Source organism: Streptomyces sp. NRRL S-495, assembly GCF_000966955.1.
GTDB classification, from domain to species: Bacteria; Actinomycetota; Actinomycetes; order Streptomycetales; family Streptomycetaceae; genus Kitasatospora; species Kitasatospora purpeofusca.
Genome location: NZ_JZWY01000063.1, coordinates 39,147 through 54,405 on the forward strand (window position 1 = coordinate 39,147; position 15,259 = coordinate 54,405).

A 15,259-nucleotide genomic window follows, 5' to 3' on the forward strand; every position below is an offset into this window, starting at 1 on the left:
CGTCGTCGACGGTGTTGCCTTCGGAGTCGGGGACCTTGGCGCCGGGGATGCCGCGCAGGTAGACGGTCTCGGCGAGGGTGCGTCGGTCGTTGCCGGCGCCGGTGCGGGTCTGGACGGTGCCGTAGCCGCGGTACTCGGACCAGGTGCGGTGTTCGGGCTTGCTGAGTTCGTCGGTGGACTTCGCCCAGGCGGGTCCGTCGAGGTAGGTGTAGTCGGTGACCTTGGCCGGGGCGCCGCCGGTGTTGTCCTCCTCGCGGACCTGGGTGACCACGTACTTGTGGAACCAGTCGAGGGTGGGTTTGCTGTCGGAGGGTTTCTGCCAGAAGACCGGGTAGCAGCGGCGATTGTTGGTCGCGGGGGCGGGGAGGTCGGTGGTGGTGCAGTCCTGCCCTGAGTAGACGGCGGCGACGGTGGCGCCGGTCTCGGTGGTGATGCTGTTGACGCGGCGGCGCAGGAAGGGGGGTGCGCCGTCGCCGGTGCCGTCGACGCGGTTGGCGAGCTGGATGCCGTTGAAGGCGACCGGGGGGAGGGTGATCGGGTTTCCGGTGCCGGCGGTGCCGGTGCGGGTAATGGCCTCCAGCCAGAGGGGGAACTCCTTGGCGGTGTCCCCGGTGGGCGGGAAGGTCTGGGTGAGGGTCCAGGTGTCGACGTCCTTGTAGCCGCCGCTCACCAGGACCTTGGTGGTGATGCCGGTGAGGCGTTTGCGGGTCCAGAAGGAGGGCGAGAACTGTCCCTTGCACTCCTTGCCGTCGGCGCAGTCGAGGTCGAAGGGGACGTCCGGCCACCAGCGGGTGGTGTCCTTGGCGGGGTCGGGGTCGGTCTTCAACTCCGCGGGGGCGCAGGTGATCCTGGCCGTCGCGTCGGGTACGCAGCGTTCGGAGACGGTGAAGTCGACCCGGGCGGCGGGGGTGGCGTACACCGCGTCGGCGCGCAGGCCGTACTCCATCCGCAGCGGGTGGCCGCCGCGGATGTAGGGGGTGGCGGTGGAGGCGCCGGTGGTGAGGTTGCCGTTGCGGCCGTAGTTGTTGGTCTCCTTGGCGTAGTAGACCGCCATGGCGTTGCCGCGCGGGTCGACGACGTGGTCGAGGTTCCAGCGCCAGCCCTGCTGGCACCAGGAGGCGGCGTGGTTGCCGGGTTTGTTGCAGTCCTCGCCGGGGTTGTTGCCGTAGACGGGGACGGTCCAGGCCGAGTTGGTCTCGTCCTTGCCGGTGGTCCAGCCGGGGAGTCGGTTGAGGCCGAAGTAGTACTGGATGCCCTTGGCGTCGGTGACCTTCCAGTACTCGCCGTCGTTGTCGCCGTTCACGGCGCCGGTGAGCCTCTCCACCTTGGCGGCGGTGTCGTTGACGGGGTGCCAGGTGCCGTCGGCGCCGCGGACGAGTTCGGCGGTGGTGCCGTTGAGGGAGAGGGTGGCGTTGTCGGTGTACCAGCAGAGGTCGCCGCTCTTGGTGGTGTTGGTGGCGTTGCCGCCCATGTCGTCGGAGCAGGTGCGGTAGCGGCGTTCGATGAAGTTCTCGGCGAAGGACCAGCCGTCGCCGACCCAGTTGGACTGGTTGTTGCTGACGGAGGTGCGGCCGTCGACGGCCTGCGAGGAGTAGGTCAGCGCGAGGTCGGGCCGCGGGCCGCCGAACACGTCGGGGGTGGGGACGGGGTACGTCCAGGCGAACCCGCCCGCCGAACTGCCGCCGGTCCACGAGCCCGAGGGCGCGAGGCCGGTGGCCTTGAAGTCGCCGCTCGCGCCCGCGGCCTGCGGTTCCGCCGCCAGCACCGCCGGTGCGGCGGCTCCTGGGGACGGTGACGCGGATACGGATGCGGATGCGGATTCGGCTTCGGATGCGTCCGCGTCGGCCCGGGTGCCGGGCAGGTGCGCGGTCACGGTCTCGGCCCCGGCGTCGTTCACCGAGGCGAGGTCGGTGCGGACCTGGCAGGCCGGGACCTCGGGGGTGGTCAGTACGCAGGCGGGGAGCTGCACCAGCCGCAGCCGGGAACCCCAGCCCGCGCCGGTCTTCCCGGCGACCGACCGGTAGTCGACCCGCACCGAGAGCGGACTGTCGCCGAGCGCGCCGGTGTCCACCGTGAGGAGCAGCCCGTTGACCCCGGCGGCGCGCGCCTTCCCGGCGTCCAGCACCTTCACCCTCGCTGTGACCCGCACCGAGGGGTTCGTCCGCCCGTCGGCCGCGTCGTCGGCCGCGTCGTCGGGTGCGCCGGGCCCGGCGTCGAGCGAGAGCTGCACGGGCAGTCGGCCGGCCGCCGTGAAGCTGCCCGGTCCGGTGGGAACGGCCGCGAAGTCGACCGTGGCCTCCGCCTCCTGGGGCCAGGCCACGGCGGGCGGTGGCGTCACGGCCTCGGTGTCCGCCGGCAGGGGCTTCGGCGCGACCGGCCGCACCCGGACCGGAGCCGCGGCCGGACCGACCGGGCCGGGCGGTGACGACTTCGCGGCGAACGCCGCCGTCGGGCCGAGCAGCCCCGCGAGCAGCAGCCCGGCCAGCCCTGAGGCGGTCACCAGCCGCAGGGGTCCTCTTCCCCTGCGCGGTAACGGCGTTGGAGTGCGGTTTTCCCTGAACGCGAATGCCACGGCGGTTCCCCCGTCCCGGTCATGCCCCGCCCCCGCATGACACATCGATGTGGGACCGTACGAACGGAGCACTCGAAGATCAGCAATGCACCGACAATTCTCGCCTGGTCTGGCGCTGCGTCAATTGGGCGTAAAGAACCGGGTGTTGGGTTGCTCGGGCGACAGTATGGCCTGCGTCACACTGAAGGGTGCCGCTTTGTCGGCGTCTGCGGCACTGCATCCGGAGCGATACGAACGGTGCGTTATGCAGCACTTGTGTGCGGGCCAATGGGGGGCGAAGGGTGCATCCGGCCCGCCCGTCGGCCGGCGCCGGATCCGGAAGGTCTCCGACCGCTCTTCCGGTGTGACCCTCGTCACATCACGGCTTGGGGCCCGTGCGCGCTAGTCTCCGAACTCCCGCAGCGCCCAAGGCTCTTCACGCAGTCGCGCGCGGGGACCGGGGCGCGCATGGCCCGCACCCTGGAGGTCGCCTTGACCGCCCGTACCCCGCGCAAGGAGCGAATGCGCCACCGGTGGAGGCCGGTTGCCGTTGCCGCCGCAGCAGCCGTGGTGATGGCCGTTCCGGTCCACCTGCCGGCGGCCGCCGCCGCGCCGGCGCCGGACCGGACGGCCTCGCCCGCGCCGGCGGCCGCCGGAGCCCCGAACGACCCGGAGGTGAGGGCCACCCGCGCCGAGGCGTCGGCGGAGGCCCGGCGCACCGGCCGCAGGATCGAGGTCGGTTCGGCCCGGACCGAGTACACCCAGGTGTTCGCGAACCCCTCGGGCACCTTCACCGTCGAACAGGCCTTCCAGCCACAGCGGGTGAAGGTCGACGGCAAGTGGACCGCGATCGACCCGACGCTCGGGTTCGCCCCGGACGGAAGCGTCCGGCCCGCCGCCACTCCGCTCGGCATGCGCTTCTCCGGCGGCAGACCCGGGCAGGCGCTCGCCGAGTTGAACCGTGCGGGGCACGGGCTGGCGTTCTCCTGGGACGTCCCGCTGCCCGTCCCGACCCTCGCGGGTCCGGTGGCGACCTACACGAACGTGCTCCCGGACGTGGACCTGGTCGTCACCGCGCACGCCGAGGAGTTCTCCGAGGTCCTGGTCGTCAGGACCCCGGAGGCGGCCCGGAACCCGAAACTCGCTCAACTGACGTTCACCACCAAGGGAACCGGCGTCACGGTGCGCACGGAGGCCGACGGCACGCTCCGGGCCGCGGACTCCACCGGCAAGGAGTTCTTCACCGGGTCCCAGCCGCTCATGTGGGACTCCAGGGCGGACGGCGGGGCGAAGCACTCCGCGGCGTCCGAGGCCGCGCCGGACGCCGCGCCCGAAGCCGCGCCGGACGCAGGGGCGGAGGGCGTGCCGGGAACCCGGCCCTCGGACGCGCCCCGGGAGGCCCGCCCGATGGCGGCCGCGGTCTCCGGCGCGGGCGACGGGGCCAAGCTCACGATCACCCCCGAGCAGTCGCTGCTCACCTCGCCGGACACGGTGTTCCCGGTCGTGATCGACCCGACCTTCCCCGGCCGGCTGCAGAACTGGACGACCGCGTACAAGCCCACGCCCAACACCGGGTACTGGAACGGCGCGGGCTTCAACGAGGGCGACGGCAACAGCTGGACGAGCGTCGCCCGGGTCGGCCACGAGACCGACACCAACGGCACCGCCCGCTCCTTCTTCGAGCTGGACACCACGAACCTGTGGGACGCCGGCATCATCAGATCGACGTTCCGGCTGAGGGCCACCCACAGCTGGTCCTGCACCGCGAAGCCGATCACGCTCTACGACACCCCCAAGATCAGCCCTTCCACCAACTGGAACAACTCGGCCGGGTGGTGGGGCTATCCGGTGTCCACCGCGAAGACCGGCGCGGGCGGCGGCGCCAACTGCCCGGGCGGTGACGTCGAGTGGGACACCACGGGACCGGCCCGGCTCGCCGCCGGCAACCACTGGTACAACTGGTCGCTCGGCCTGCGCGCGAACGACGAGAGCACCGCCTACTCGTGGACGAAGTTCCAGGCCTCCAGCGCCATCCTGTCCACGGAGGCGAACTACCCGCCGGAGACGCCGGACTGGCTGTCCACGGACCCCGGGACCAGCTGCGACGGCTCCGTCGTCCTCGGCGACGCCCCGGCGGTCCGGCTGCGCGCCCGCGGCCAGGACCGCGACGGCGGCACCGTCAAGCTGTACTTCCGGCTCTACCCGACCGGCGGCCCGGCCCGGGACGCCGGAATGGTGGCGGTCTCGGCCGGGAACGTCGGGACGCTCGACGTACGGACCCAGGACCTGCCCACCGGTGAGTACACCTGGGACGTGGTGGCGTTCGACGACTCGGCCTGGTCCGGGTGGTCCCCGGCGTGCCGCTTCACCATCGACCGCTCCAGGCCCTCCAAGCCGCCGGTGGTGACCTCCACCGCCTACGTCCCCGACCCGGAGCGGACGGGGCCCGCCCGCGGCACCGGACCGTTCGACTTCGCCGCCAACGGGGTGAACGATGTGGCCCGGTACGAGTACTGGACGGAGTGGGACCCAGACCACCGGGCGGTCGACGCCCCGTGCGCGGGCTGCAACCGCGGCATCAGCCTCCGGATCCCGAACCCGGGACCGCACACCCTGTCCGTCCGCAGCAAGGACCGGGCGGGCAACTACTCGGACGTCGCGACCTACGACTTCTGGGCCAAGGGCAGCGGCGCGGTCGACGCGCCGGGCGACCTCGACGGCGACGGAAAGGTGGACGTCCTCACCACGGACCCGGACGGCCGGCTGCTGTTCTACCCGGGCACCGGCACCGGCCTCGGCACACCCGCCCGCGCCTCCCGGTACACCGACACCCTCCCCAACAACGCCACCGCCTGGAAGGGCAACCTCGTCACCAGCCGGGGCGACTGGAACAGCGACGGCTACGCCGACGCCCTCGTGCGCCGGACCGACCCGACCACGGGCACGGTGGAGATGTACCTGCACCCCGGTCTCGGTGACGGGCGGATCTGCGTGGACAAGGAGTGCTCCGGCTACCAGCGGATGCCCGTCCGCGACGACGCGAACCGCGCCCGGATCACGGCCGCCACCGACCTGCTGGCCGTCGACAACGCCACCGGCGACGACACCGGCCTCGGCTCCGGCTACCCGGACCTGCTCGTGCTCTCCGGCGGGGAGCTGTGGCTCTACCAGGGCGACGGCTCGGGCGCCTTGGACGCCGCAGGTCGGAGCCCGGTGCTGCTCGGTTCGGGCTGGACCGACACCACCCTCAGCACACCGGGCGACCTGACCGGCGACGGCCGGCCGGAGGTGTGGGCGCGGAACGGGACCACCGGAGCGCTCACCCAGTACTCGCTCACCACCGCGGGCAGCACCCTGGTGCTCGGCCCCGGCAGCGCCGTCGGCGGCACCTTCCGGACGGCCGCCCAGCCGCTGTTGGGCAGCGGCGGCGACCTCACCGGCGACGGCAAGCCGGACCTGTGGGCCCGCGGCGCCGACAAGCACATGTCCCTGTACGCCGGTACCGGCACAGGCCCCGGCGGCGGATTCGGCGCCGCCGTGCCGCTCGCCGACAGCGTCAGCCTGTGGACCGACTGCCAGACCTTCTCCGGCCTGAGCGTCTGCGGACCGATCCTCGACAAGTACCTCGCCCTCGGCGGACCGACCGGGCCGCTGCGCAACCCGGTGACCGGCACCACCGTCACCCCCGACGGGATCGGCCGCTACGTGCACTTCCGGTCCGGCGCGGCCGAGGGCGGCGGCTCGGCCGGCTCCGTCTACTGGTCGCCCGACACCGGCGCCCACTTCGTGAACGGCAACATCCGCAACAAGTGGGCCGAACTCGGCTGGGAGCAGGGCTACCTGGGATACCCCACCACCGACGAGCTCAACATCGGCGGCCTGGACACCTCGTGGATCTCCACCTTCGCCGGCGCCCCCGGGGCGACGCCCGGCGCGATCACCTTCACCGGCTCGGCGGGCACCCACGAGATGCACGGCGCCATCTACCAGCGCTACCTCGCCCTCGGCGGGCACAACGTCGTCGGATTCCCCACGACGGACGAGACACCCACCCCGGTCAAGCCCGGGCGCTACAACCACTTCGTACTGCCCTCCGGCGGCACCGAGCCGTACCTGTCGATCTACTGGAGCCAGGACACCGGCGCGCACGAGGTGCACGGCGACATCCGCACCAAGTGGTCCCAACTCGGCTGGGAGAACAGCTACCTGGGCTTCCCGACCAGTGACGAGTTCACCGTCGCCGCCGGGCGCCGCTCCAGCTTCAGCGGCGGCTACATCCGCTGGAACGGCATCGCCGGCGGCTCGACCGACTACCACGGCGGGGACGAACGCCCGATGGCCCGCACCAACGTGGCGGGCGACTTCAACGGCGACGGGCGCGAGGACGTCGCGACCTTCGTCGACTACGGCACCTGCGCCATGGGCATCTGGACGTTCACCACCGGCCCCGACGGCAAACCCGCGAACCCGGTCGAGCGCAAGAGCTGGCCCAAGGACTGGTGGTGCTACGGCAGCGCCAAGTACCTGGCGGGCGACTTCAACGGCGACGGACGCGACGACCTGGCCGGCGTCTACGGCTACTGGGACGGCCGGGTGAAGATCTTCACCTGGCTCAGCCGGCCGGACGGGTCCTTCGACGAGCAGCTGGGCCGCGACGTGCCGCCCGGCAGCTGGGGCTGGAACGCGATCAAGCCGGTCACCGGCGACTTCAACGGCGACCACCGCGACGACATCGCCTTCCTGTACGACTACGGCAACTGCGACTCCGGCCTGTTCACCCTCTACGGCCAGACCAGCGGCAGCTTCGCCACCGAACTCGCGAGCTACCGCTCCGGCGCGGGCAACTGGTGCGCGTCGGCCTCGACCCTGCTGGCCGGCGACTTCGACAAGGACGGCCGCACCGACATCACCGTCATTCATGTACAACTTCGGCAACGGCAACGCCCGGCTGCTGACCTTCCGCGCCCGCCCGGACGGCGGGTTCAACGCCGCGTCCATCGCCTGGACCGGAGGCCCGAACGACTGGTGGCCCGAACGCGCGAAGTACGCCGCCGGCGACTTCAACGGCGACGGCTACGCCGACATCGGCGCGGTCTACAGCTACCCCGACGGCCGCGTCCGGTTCTTCACCTTCACCGGCCGGCCCGACGGCACCGTCAACGGCTTCACCGGCGGCTGGGACATCCCGTCCGGCAACTGGGACTGGAACGCCCTCACCCTCACCGGAGGCAAGTACGACGGCGACAACCGCGCCGACCTGACGTTCATGTACGACTTCGGCGACACCCGCTTCAGCCTCGCCGTCGTCCCCGGCCGCCCCGACGGCACGTTCACCGGCAACCTGCCCGGCTGGGAGACCCCGCCGGGCCTCTGGTAACCGCCGCCCCGCACCACCACGTGCCGCCCGGGCGCGCGCCGCACAGCAGCGCGCGCCCGGGCGGCGGCGGTCGGCCCCGGCCGGGTGTCTACTCGACGCCCGCCGGGGCCGGCGTGCTCAGGCCAGCAGGGCGGACTGGAAGGCGACCACCTGCTGGAACGCCGCCGCGGAGACTCCCTCGGGATTGGTCATGGTGATCACGGCCACGATGTCGCCCGCGGAGAGGTAGGCCAGCCGGGCGGCCGGCTGGGTGCCGGGGGCGCCGGGCGGGGTCTCGCGGACCACGAAGTTGACGCCGTAGAGCATGTCCCAGTCCGGCGGTGTGACACTCCCGAGGCCGTCGATGTCCTTCGGGTGGCCGTGGTCGCGCAACTCGACGAACACGGGCCAGGCTTCCTTGGAGGAGCCGAAGGCCATGAGCCGGATCCGGGTCCGGGTGCCGTCGGAGGCGGTCCACTCCCGGGCGGTGGCGGCCCGGCAGGCGTACTGGACCAGGAGGGTGCGCAGCTTGGCCGGGTCCTTCTCGTCGGCGAGGAGTGTCGTGCAGTCGAGCCGGTCCGCGAGGGCGGGCGCGGTTCCGGAGGCGCCCGGGCTCGCACTTCCGGTCGGGCTCACAGTCGGGGCCGGCGTCGGAAGCGCGGTCGGGGCGAGCGAGCCGCCGGCCTCCCGGGGAGCCGGCAGCAGGAGGCGCCGCAGATCGGCGGCGTGCCGGCTCTTGTTCTCCCTGGGCACGGCCGAACCGGACGGCAGCGGCGGCAGGGTCAGGGCGGGGAAGACGTAGCGCCCGTCGCTCCTGGTGGCCAGACCCGGTATGTCGGTGCGTTCGGGCGCGGTGACGGCGAGCGCGCTCCCCGTGCCGGCCAGCGCGCACACCAGCGCGGCGGCACTCCACCGAAGTGCGGCCTTCCGGCGCCTGGTTCGTCGGGCCGCCGGGTCCTCCTCGGCCCGGGGCGCGTCGGCGGCCGCCGGAGCGGTCCCGGTGGCCTGCGCGGGGGCGTCCTCGGGAGCGGGCGGCACGGGCGGGCCGGGCAGTGGTTCCTCCGGCGCGGCAGGGGTGTCGCGGTCGGTCATACGGAGGCTCCTGGGCGGGCGAGTCGGTCGAGTTGTCGGGTGAGCAGGGTGACGATCGCGTCCTTGGGCAGCGGTGCCACGCCCTCGGCGTTCAGCACCACCAGGAGGTCGCCCTCGGCGGCCGAACACTCCATCCGGTCGATCGGTGCGGACGGTGCGGCGGGCATCAGGTAGCAGTGCGCCTCCGGATGCCCCGGAACGGCCGGGCCGGTTCGGAAGAGCCCGGTGTCCCCGGTGAACACGGCGGTGTACTCGTTCGTCTTCTGCACCTCCTGCTGGTTGAACTGGTGCAGCTTGATGCCGACGACGAGGCTGTTCAGGCGGTTCTTGTAGGTGCGCACGCCGATGCCCCTGACGTGCAGGCTCTCCCAGTACTGGCGGAGCTTGTCCTGCTGCGCCTTGGGGACCGGTGCGAGGTCGTCGTCGAGTCCGGCCTTGAGCTTCTCGCCCGTCAGCTCGGTGTCGTTGCCGTAGCTGCCGTCGTCCGGACCGAGTCCGTAGTCGCCGGTGGCGGGCAGCAGGAGGTCCCGCAGGGAGCCGAAGTGGCTGCCGTTCGACTTCGCGCCGAACGGGGTCGCGGTGGGCGTCGGGGCTGTCGGGGACGTCGTCTGGGCGGGTGGGGCAGCCGTGACGGGGGCGGGATCGTCGTACCGGACCTGGATGAAGCCGACGCCGATGACCACGCCGACCAGCGCGGCCGCGACGGTCGCCCCGGCGGCCCGCAGGGCGAGGCGTCCGGGCCGCGGCCCGGACTGCGGGTGTTCGGTCGGATCGATGTCGGTCATACCAGTCGCTCCCACTGCTGCTTGGCGAGGCTCTTGACGACCTCGGCGTCGACCGGTTGCGTCCCGAACACCTCGACCTGCATCTGCACGGTGCCGCGCTGGGCGACGGCGGTCCCCAGGTAGTACTTCTCGGTGGTCTCGTTCCAGTACAGGGGCGCGGCCGCGATCCGGTAGCCGCCGTTGGCGTCCGCGGTGAAGGGCTGCAGATCGGTGTCGCGCGTGCCGGCTTCGGCCGGGAAGTCGGCTGTGCGCTGGAGCAGCGTGATCCGGACCTTCAGGCCGTTCTGCTTCCAGTCGACCTCGGCCGCGCGCCGGAAGCCGTGCTCGTTGAGGGAAATGAAGTTGTGGGCGGCGCCCGAGGTGCGTTCGGCGCGTTCACCGACCGTGATCCAGCTCGGGGTCGTCGGGTAGTCGTTCCACCCGGTGCTGCCCGCCGGCGCGGTGGGCAGCAGCTTGCGCAGGTCCCCGTCGATGGCCAGCGGTGCCGGAGCGGCCTCGGCGGCCGCGGCGGGGTCCAGCACCTCGGCCGGGTAGGTCGGCACGACCGCCTGGATCCGCGGCAGCGGGGTCGGGGGCCGGTTCGCCTGGACGGCGTAGCCGACGCCACCGCCGGCCGCCGTTCCCACCACCAGCGCGCAGGCCAGCAGCAGGACCGGCCTCGGGCGGCGCGGCTTGCGCACCGGAGCCGGGGCGGCCGGATCGGTGGGTGGCGAGGAGGAGGGCGGTTCTTCCGGCTGTCCCGGGAACGGGCCGGCCGGCGGCGCGTCGGCGTGCGACGGCGCCGCGGATTCGATGGTCACGCGGTGGCTCCAGTCGGAGAGGAGAGGGCAGGGCGGCGGGAATTCAGCGCCCGGAGGTCAGCCAGTCCCGCTGCCGCTTCATCACTTCGTTCAGCAGCGCCTTGTCCGGGGTGCCCTTCACATCGACGTCGACCGTGTACTCCACGTCGCCCTGGAGGGAGATGCCGCTCATCGAGCCGGTGAAGGCCTGCTCCTTGGGCTTGCGGACGTAGCCGTGGGCGGCCGGGTCCCCGGTGATCTCCACCGGGTCGCCGTTCGTGGTGTGGCTCTTGGCGTAGTCGCGCGCGTCCGCGGCCGAACCGAAACGCAGGAGCGTGACGGTGACCTCGGCCTTTCCGTCCGCGGTCCGGTACGTGCGGGTCGCGGCGTCCTTGAATTTGTACGACTTGAGGATGTCCATGATGTCCAGCCCGTCCTCGTAGAGTGCGGACAGGTCCTCCTCGGTCATCGGCATGCCGTCGACCGGCCCGTAGGACTCGCCGCCCGCAGGGATCGGGAGCAGGAAGTAGCGCAGGTCGCCCTCGTGCCGCCCACCGCTGACGGTGCTCGCCGGAGCGGGCACGGACGGTGCGGAGGGCGGGACGGCGGACGGGGTCGACGGAGCCGGACCCGGGGGCGAGGCGGACGCGGTGCTCGTGGACGGGGTCACGGCTGTCGGCGATGCTTGGACCGCTCCGGCGGTGGTGACCGCCGGTCGGCCGTCCGGCCTGCCGACGGCGATCGTGACGACGGCGCTGGTCGTGGTCACCGCGAGCAGCCCGGCGGTCGCCAGCGCCACGACGATGGACCGCGGCACCTTCCGTCGGCCCTCCGTGCCCGGGCCGGCCGGTGTTGCCGCTGGTGCGGCGGTCTCGTCGAGGGTCGCCTCCGGTGTCGGATCGACGACGGAGGGTACATGGTCGGGCGTGGACAAGGGACTCCCCGGGACAGCTCACGAATTCGCGCGCGGACTGCCCGCGGTGTTGCCTCGGGGGCTCCGGGGGCGCTCGAAACGCGTCAGACCGGAATTATGTGAGCGACCGGCCTCGGGTGCCAACAAGATCAATCACCACAGTCCGGGCCATTGGCCGACCAAAGGGACACGCCGTGACCGAACCGAAATCGGCCGACGGCTCCGATCCTGTGGCGGCTGCCCGGTCCCTCGGATGCTGGGCCCCGGTCCGGCGGGAGAGGGCTGAGCCAGCGTCAGAAGTGTTGGCTGGGGCGGGTGTTGCCGGTGTGTTCGGGCGGTGCGAAGGCCGGTAGCCCGGGCTGGTGCGGTCCGCCCCGGGCCGGTTGGGCCTCGGTGAGGACGGGTCGCGGGGGCGGCGGTGCGATTGTGGGCCAGGGGGCCGGTGGGGCGCCAGGTCCGTGGCTCGGGGGAGTGGCGGCACGGGTGCGGGGGTGACCGTTGCGGGGCGGTCGCACCGGGGCTGGTCTGCGGTTTCTGACGCGGCCATGTCTCGCCGGCGGGACGGCGGGCAGGGGTGGGCGAGGGAGGGGGCGGGGGAGGACTTGGGGAGATCTCCAGGCTGGTCTAGACCTTGAAGCGGTGCGGTTCGTTCCTCAAAATGATCGACTGTTGCTGAACAACGGGGAGGACAGCATGCGAAGGGCGGATCGGTCGGAGGACGTGAGGATTCTGGGAAGACGGACCGGGAGGAGTTCGGAACTCTCCCGGGACCAAACCTCACTCGCCCTCCCGGCAAGGCTCCCGATCGACGCGTGGATGCGCATCGGGCAGGATCTCGGGGCCGCGGCGGATTCCGCCACCTGGTGGCTCGGTGACTGGCTGGTCTACGGCCAGGACCGATATCCGGAACGTTACCGGAGGGCCATCGACGAAACCGCGCTGGATTACCAGACGCTGCGGAACTACGCCTGGGTCGCCCGGAAGTTTCCGCCGGGCCGCCGCAGACCGGCCCTGAGTATGCAGCACCACGCCGAGGTCGCCTCGCTGGATCCCGAGGTCCAGGACAACTGGCTCGACCGGGCGCAGCGGGGCGGCTGGTCCCGCAACGAACTCCGCCGCCGGATCCGCACCGCCGCCAATCCGGGCACGGGTGCGCGATCCATCGCCGTCGAACTCAGGCTCGCTGTGACGCAGGCCCGCCGGGGCCTCTGGGAGGACGCCGCCGACGCCGCCAATCGCGACCTGTCCGCCTGGGTGCTGGAGGTTCTGGACGCGGCCGCCCGTCGCGGCACGGAGGAGCGCGAGGAGCGCGACCGGATCCGGATTGCCGAGGCGGGCTGACTCCGCCCTCATTCCGACGGATGTTGACGCGGCGAATTTCCCGGCTATTTGATGACCGAGGTCGGGAAAGCGGCGGAACGGCGAACACCCGGTCCGTCATCGGGTCGCGAATCAGAGATCGAGGATCAGAGACCAAGGATCAGGGGTCAAGGTCCGGGAATCAGGAATCGCGACGGCAGGCGGAATGAAGCCGCTGTGATCGGCCGTTTCCGCACCGCGCGAGCCTGGTGAATTCCAGCGGCCCCCGATCCGGGCGTGAAAGTCGGCGCGAAGCCCTGTCCGGTCGGCGTATTCCGGGGGACGGATTCGTCCTCGACGGGACCTTGCGCCGAGCCGGAACTGGTCCGGAACTGTCCGGAACCGGTCCGACCCCACCGAACCCCAATCCCCCACAGCGAGGTACTTCGATGGATGCCAGTAACGAACCGTCCCAGGTGCGGCTGAGCGGCGCGGTGATGAGCCACCCCAAGCGCGCGGAGGAGGCCCGGCGGATCGCCGACGCCGACCCCCTGGGGCGCATCCGCGTGATCACGGACCCCGAGCCCTCCGGCCGTCCGACCGCCCTCCGGGTGGCGCCGCTCTCCTGGTCCTGCGTGGCGCCCGACGCCACCCACCACCTGGTGCTGCAGGACGACGTGGTGCTCGCCGAGGGCTTCTACGAGCATGCCGAGCGCGCCGCCGCGGCGGCCCCCGGTGAGGCGATCGCCCTCTACGCGGGCTGGGACTCCCGCAACGGTGCCGTCGCCCGGCTCGCCGCGCTCGTCGGCGCGCCCTGGGCGTACACCCTCCAGGAGCATGTGCCCTGCCAGGCGCTGATACTGCCCGCCGGGACCGCGCGCGGCTACGAGGCCTTCCAGCAGGAGCACGGCGGCGGCTGGCCCTACGACGTGGTGGTGCAGCGCTACTTGAACGCGATCGGCATGCCGGTGCGCTTCTGCACCCCCAGCACGGTGCAGCACGACGACCTGCCCAGCCTGGCCGGCAACACCTACCACGGCTTCCGCCAGGCGACCCTGTTCACCGGCGAGGCCGGTCCGGTGGACGCCGGGGAACCGTGCCCGCGCTTCCCGGTGGTGCCGTTCTACCAGTACGGCGAGGCCCGCTGCGCCGTGCTCCGGGGCACCGAGTGGGAGTACCTGGAGACCGAGCGGCAGCTCGCCCGCACCGGCCTGCTGGACGCCTGCCTGGCGGCGCTCGCCGCCGCCGGGCCGGACGCCGCGGCCGGCCTCCTGGACGGTTCCGGCCGGGCCGTGTGGCTGACCGCGTTCGCCATCGGCGTCGTCACCGCCGACCGGCCGGAGCCGGACCCGCGGATTGCCGCCGCCGTCCTGGAGAGCCTCGGGACGGGCGGGCTGTGCCAGGAGTACACCGTCGCCGAACTGCTGGCGGTGGTCCCGGCGGTGCGCGACTTCGCGCTGACCGCCCTCGCCGCCGGCCGCCGCGCCGGGGCCGACCCGGCCGTCCGCACGCCCCGCCCGGCCCCGCTCGCCCGGGTGGCCGTCACCGGCGGCGACCCCGACTTCGCCCGGCAGCTGGCCCGGCTGCTCGCCGACGCCGGGCACGACGCGGGGCACGACGGCGGCCACGACGCCGGTCGGCCGTCCGCCGGGGACCTCGACGGCGTCCGGTACGTGGTGCACCTGGGCCGCCCCGAGGACGAAGGACTGCTGGCCGACGTGCTCGCCGCCGCCGCCAAGGCCGGGGTGGAGCGCGTGGTCTACGCCGGCTCCTCGGCCGTCTACCGGGGCAGCCGCGAACGGACCGTCACCGAGGAGCTCCCGGCCGCCGCCCCGGCGGACCCGGTGGCGCTGGCCTGGTGGCGCGAGGAGCAGGCCGTCCTGGCCTGGGGCGCGGACCACGGCGTCCCCGTGCAGGTCCTGCGCCTCGCCGACCCGGTCGGCCGGTACGCGCCGGAGGACAGCCCGCTGGTGCGGTGGGTGAACCTGGCCTGGACCCGGCGGCCGCTCGCCCTGAACCCGCTGGGCCGCCACCAGGTGCTGGATCACCGCGACCTCGCGGACGCGCTGCGCGCCGTCCTGGCGGCCCCGCCCGCGCAGCCGGTGCTCAACGTCGCCTCCGCGGCCTTCGACGAGCAGGAACTCGCCGGCTTCCTGGCCGATGTGTCGCGCCGTACGCCCTGGGAGTGGGTCCAGGACCCGACGGTCGACCGCTGGACCATGGCGACCGGGCTGATCGGGGCCGAACTCCACTGGCAGCCCTCGGCCGAACTCCGCGAGAGCATGCGCGCCCTCGCCCAGTGGTGGGCCTGCGACATCCACGGCGACTACACCGTCGCGGCCGACCGGACCGTCCCCGCCGTCACGGCCGGGCCCGAAGCGCGGGCGTGACCGTACCGGCCGGCGGCGCCCCGTCCGGCGCCGTCGGCCACCCCGCCCCCGCTGCCCGCCAGCGCAACCCACCCGCCACCGCCCACCCCTGGAG

Annotated in this window: 7 protein-coding genes; 3 read left to right on the forward strand and 4 right to left on the reverse strand. The window is 72.8% G+C overall.

Annotated features, from left to right (window positions below; genetic code table 11):
* The first annotated feature begins 3,019 nt into the window (after window positions 1-3,019).
* Complete coding sequence (locus VR45_RS04740; RefSeq protein ID WP_159394113.1) at window positions 3,020-8,125, forward strand: FG-GAP-like repeat-containing protein; 5,106 nt, start codon at window positions 3,020-3,022, stop codon at window positions 8,123-8,125.
* On the opposite strand, the gene VR45_RS04745 is transcribed toward VR45_RS04740, so the two are convergent.
* The 4 genes from VR45_RS04745 to VR45_RS45355 are packed head-to-tail and all read right to left on the reverse strand — an operon-like array spanning window position 8,046 to window position 11,380.
* Window positions 8,046-8,999, reverse strand: coding sequence for a hypothetical protein (locus tag VR45_RS04745; protein ID WP_045938395.1), 954 nt, complete (start codon window positions 8,997-8,999; stop codon window positions 8,046-8,048). The genes VR45_RS04740 and VR45_RS04745 overlap by 80 nt on opposite strands.
* Window positions 8,996-9,784 (reverse strand): hypothetical protein, encoded by a 789-nt coding sequence (locus tag VR45_RS04750; protein ID WP_045938396.1) that lies wholly within the window; start codon window positions 9,782-9,784, stop codon window positions 8,996-8,998. The genes VR45_RS04745 and VR45_RS04750 overlap by 4 nt, the downstream gene beginning before the upstream one ends.
* Window positions 9,781-10,584, reverse strand: a complete 804-nt coding sequence (locus VR45_RS42050) for a hypothetical protein (protein ID WP_052708842.1) — start codon at window positions 10,582-10,584, stop codon at window positions 9,781-9,783. Before VR45_RS42050 ends, VR45_RS04750 begins: the two co-directional genes overlap by 4 nt.
* Window positions 10,585-10,627: 43 nt before the next feature.
* Window positions 10,628-11,380 carry a hypothetical protein gene (locus tag VR45_RS45355; protein WP_045938397.1) on the reverse strand — a complete coding sequence of 251 codons (753 nt, stop codon included), beginning with the start codon at window positions 11,378-11,380 and terminating at the stop codon, window positions 10,628-10,630.
* A gap of 789 nt (window positions 11,381-12,169) precedes the next feature.
* Here VR45_RS45355 and VR45_RS04765 point away from each other — a divergent pair.
* The gene (locus VR45_RS04765) at window positions 12,170-12,817 is read left to right on the forward strand and encodes an LmbU family transcriptional regulator (RefSeq protein WP_199925901.1); all 648 of its coding nucleotides are present in this window, start codon (window positions 12,170-12,172) and stop codon (window positions 12,815-12,817) included.
* 407 nt (window positions 12,818-13,224) lie between these two features.
* Entirely contained in the window at window positions 13,225-15,165 is a 1,941-nt protein-coding gene (locus VR45_RS04770; protein WP_234325833.1) for an NAD(P)-dependent oxidoreductase, read from the forward strand.
* Window positions 15,166-15,259: the final 94 nt, after the last annotated feature.

What these genes read in the sequence shown, in the direction of transcription:
- VR45_RS04740 (WP_159394113.1), top strand. Translation starts at nt 3,020, where the DNA reads ATGGCCCGCACCCTGGAGGTCGCCTTGACCGCCCGTACCCCGCGCAAG.
- VR45_RS04745 (WP_045938395.1), bottom strand. Translation starts at nt 8,999, where the DNA reads ATGACCGACCGCGACACCCCTGCCGCGCCGGAGGAACCACTGCCCGGC.
- VR45_RS04750 (WP_045938396.1), bottom strand. Translation starts at nt 9,784, where the DNA reads ATGACCGACATCGATCCGACCGAACACCCGCAGTCCGGGCCGCGGCCC.
- VR45_RS04765 (WP_199925901.1), top strand. Translation starts at nt 12,170, where the DNA reads ATGCGAAGGGCGGATCGGTCGGAGGACGTGAGGATTCTGGGAAGACGG.
- VR45_RS04770 (WP_234325833.1), top strand. Translation starts at nt 13,225, where the DNA reads ATGGATGCCAGTAACGAACCGTCCCAGGTGCGGCTGAGCGGCGCGGTG.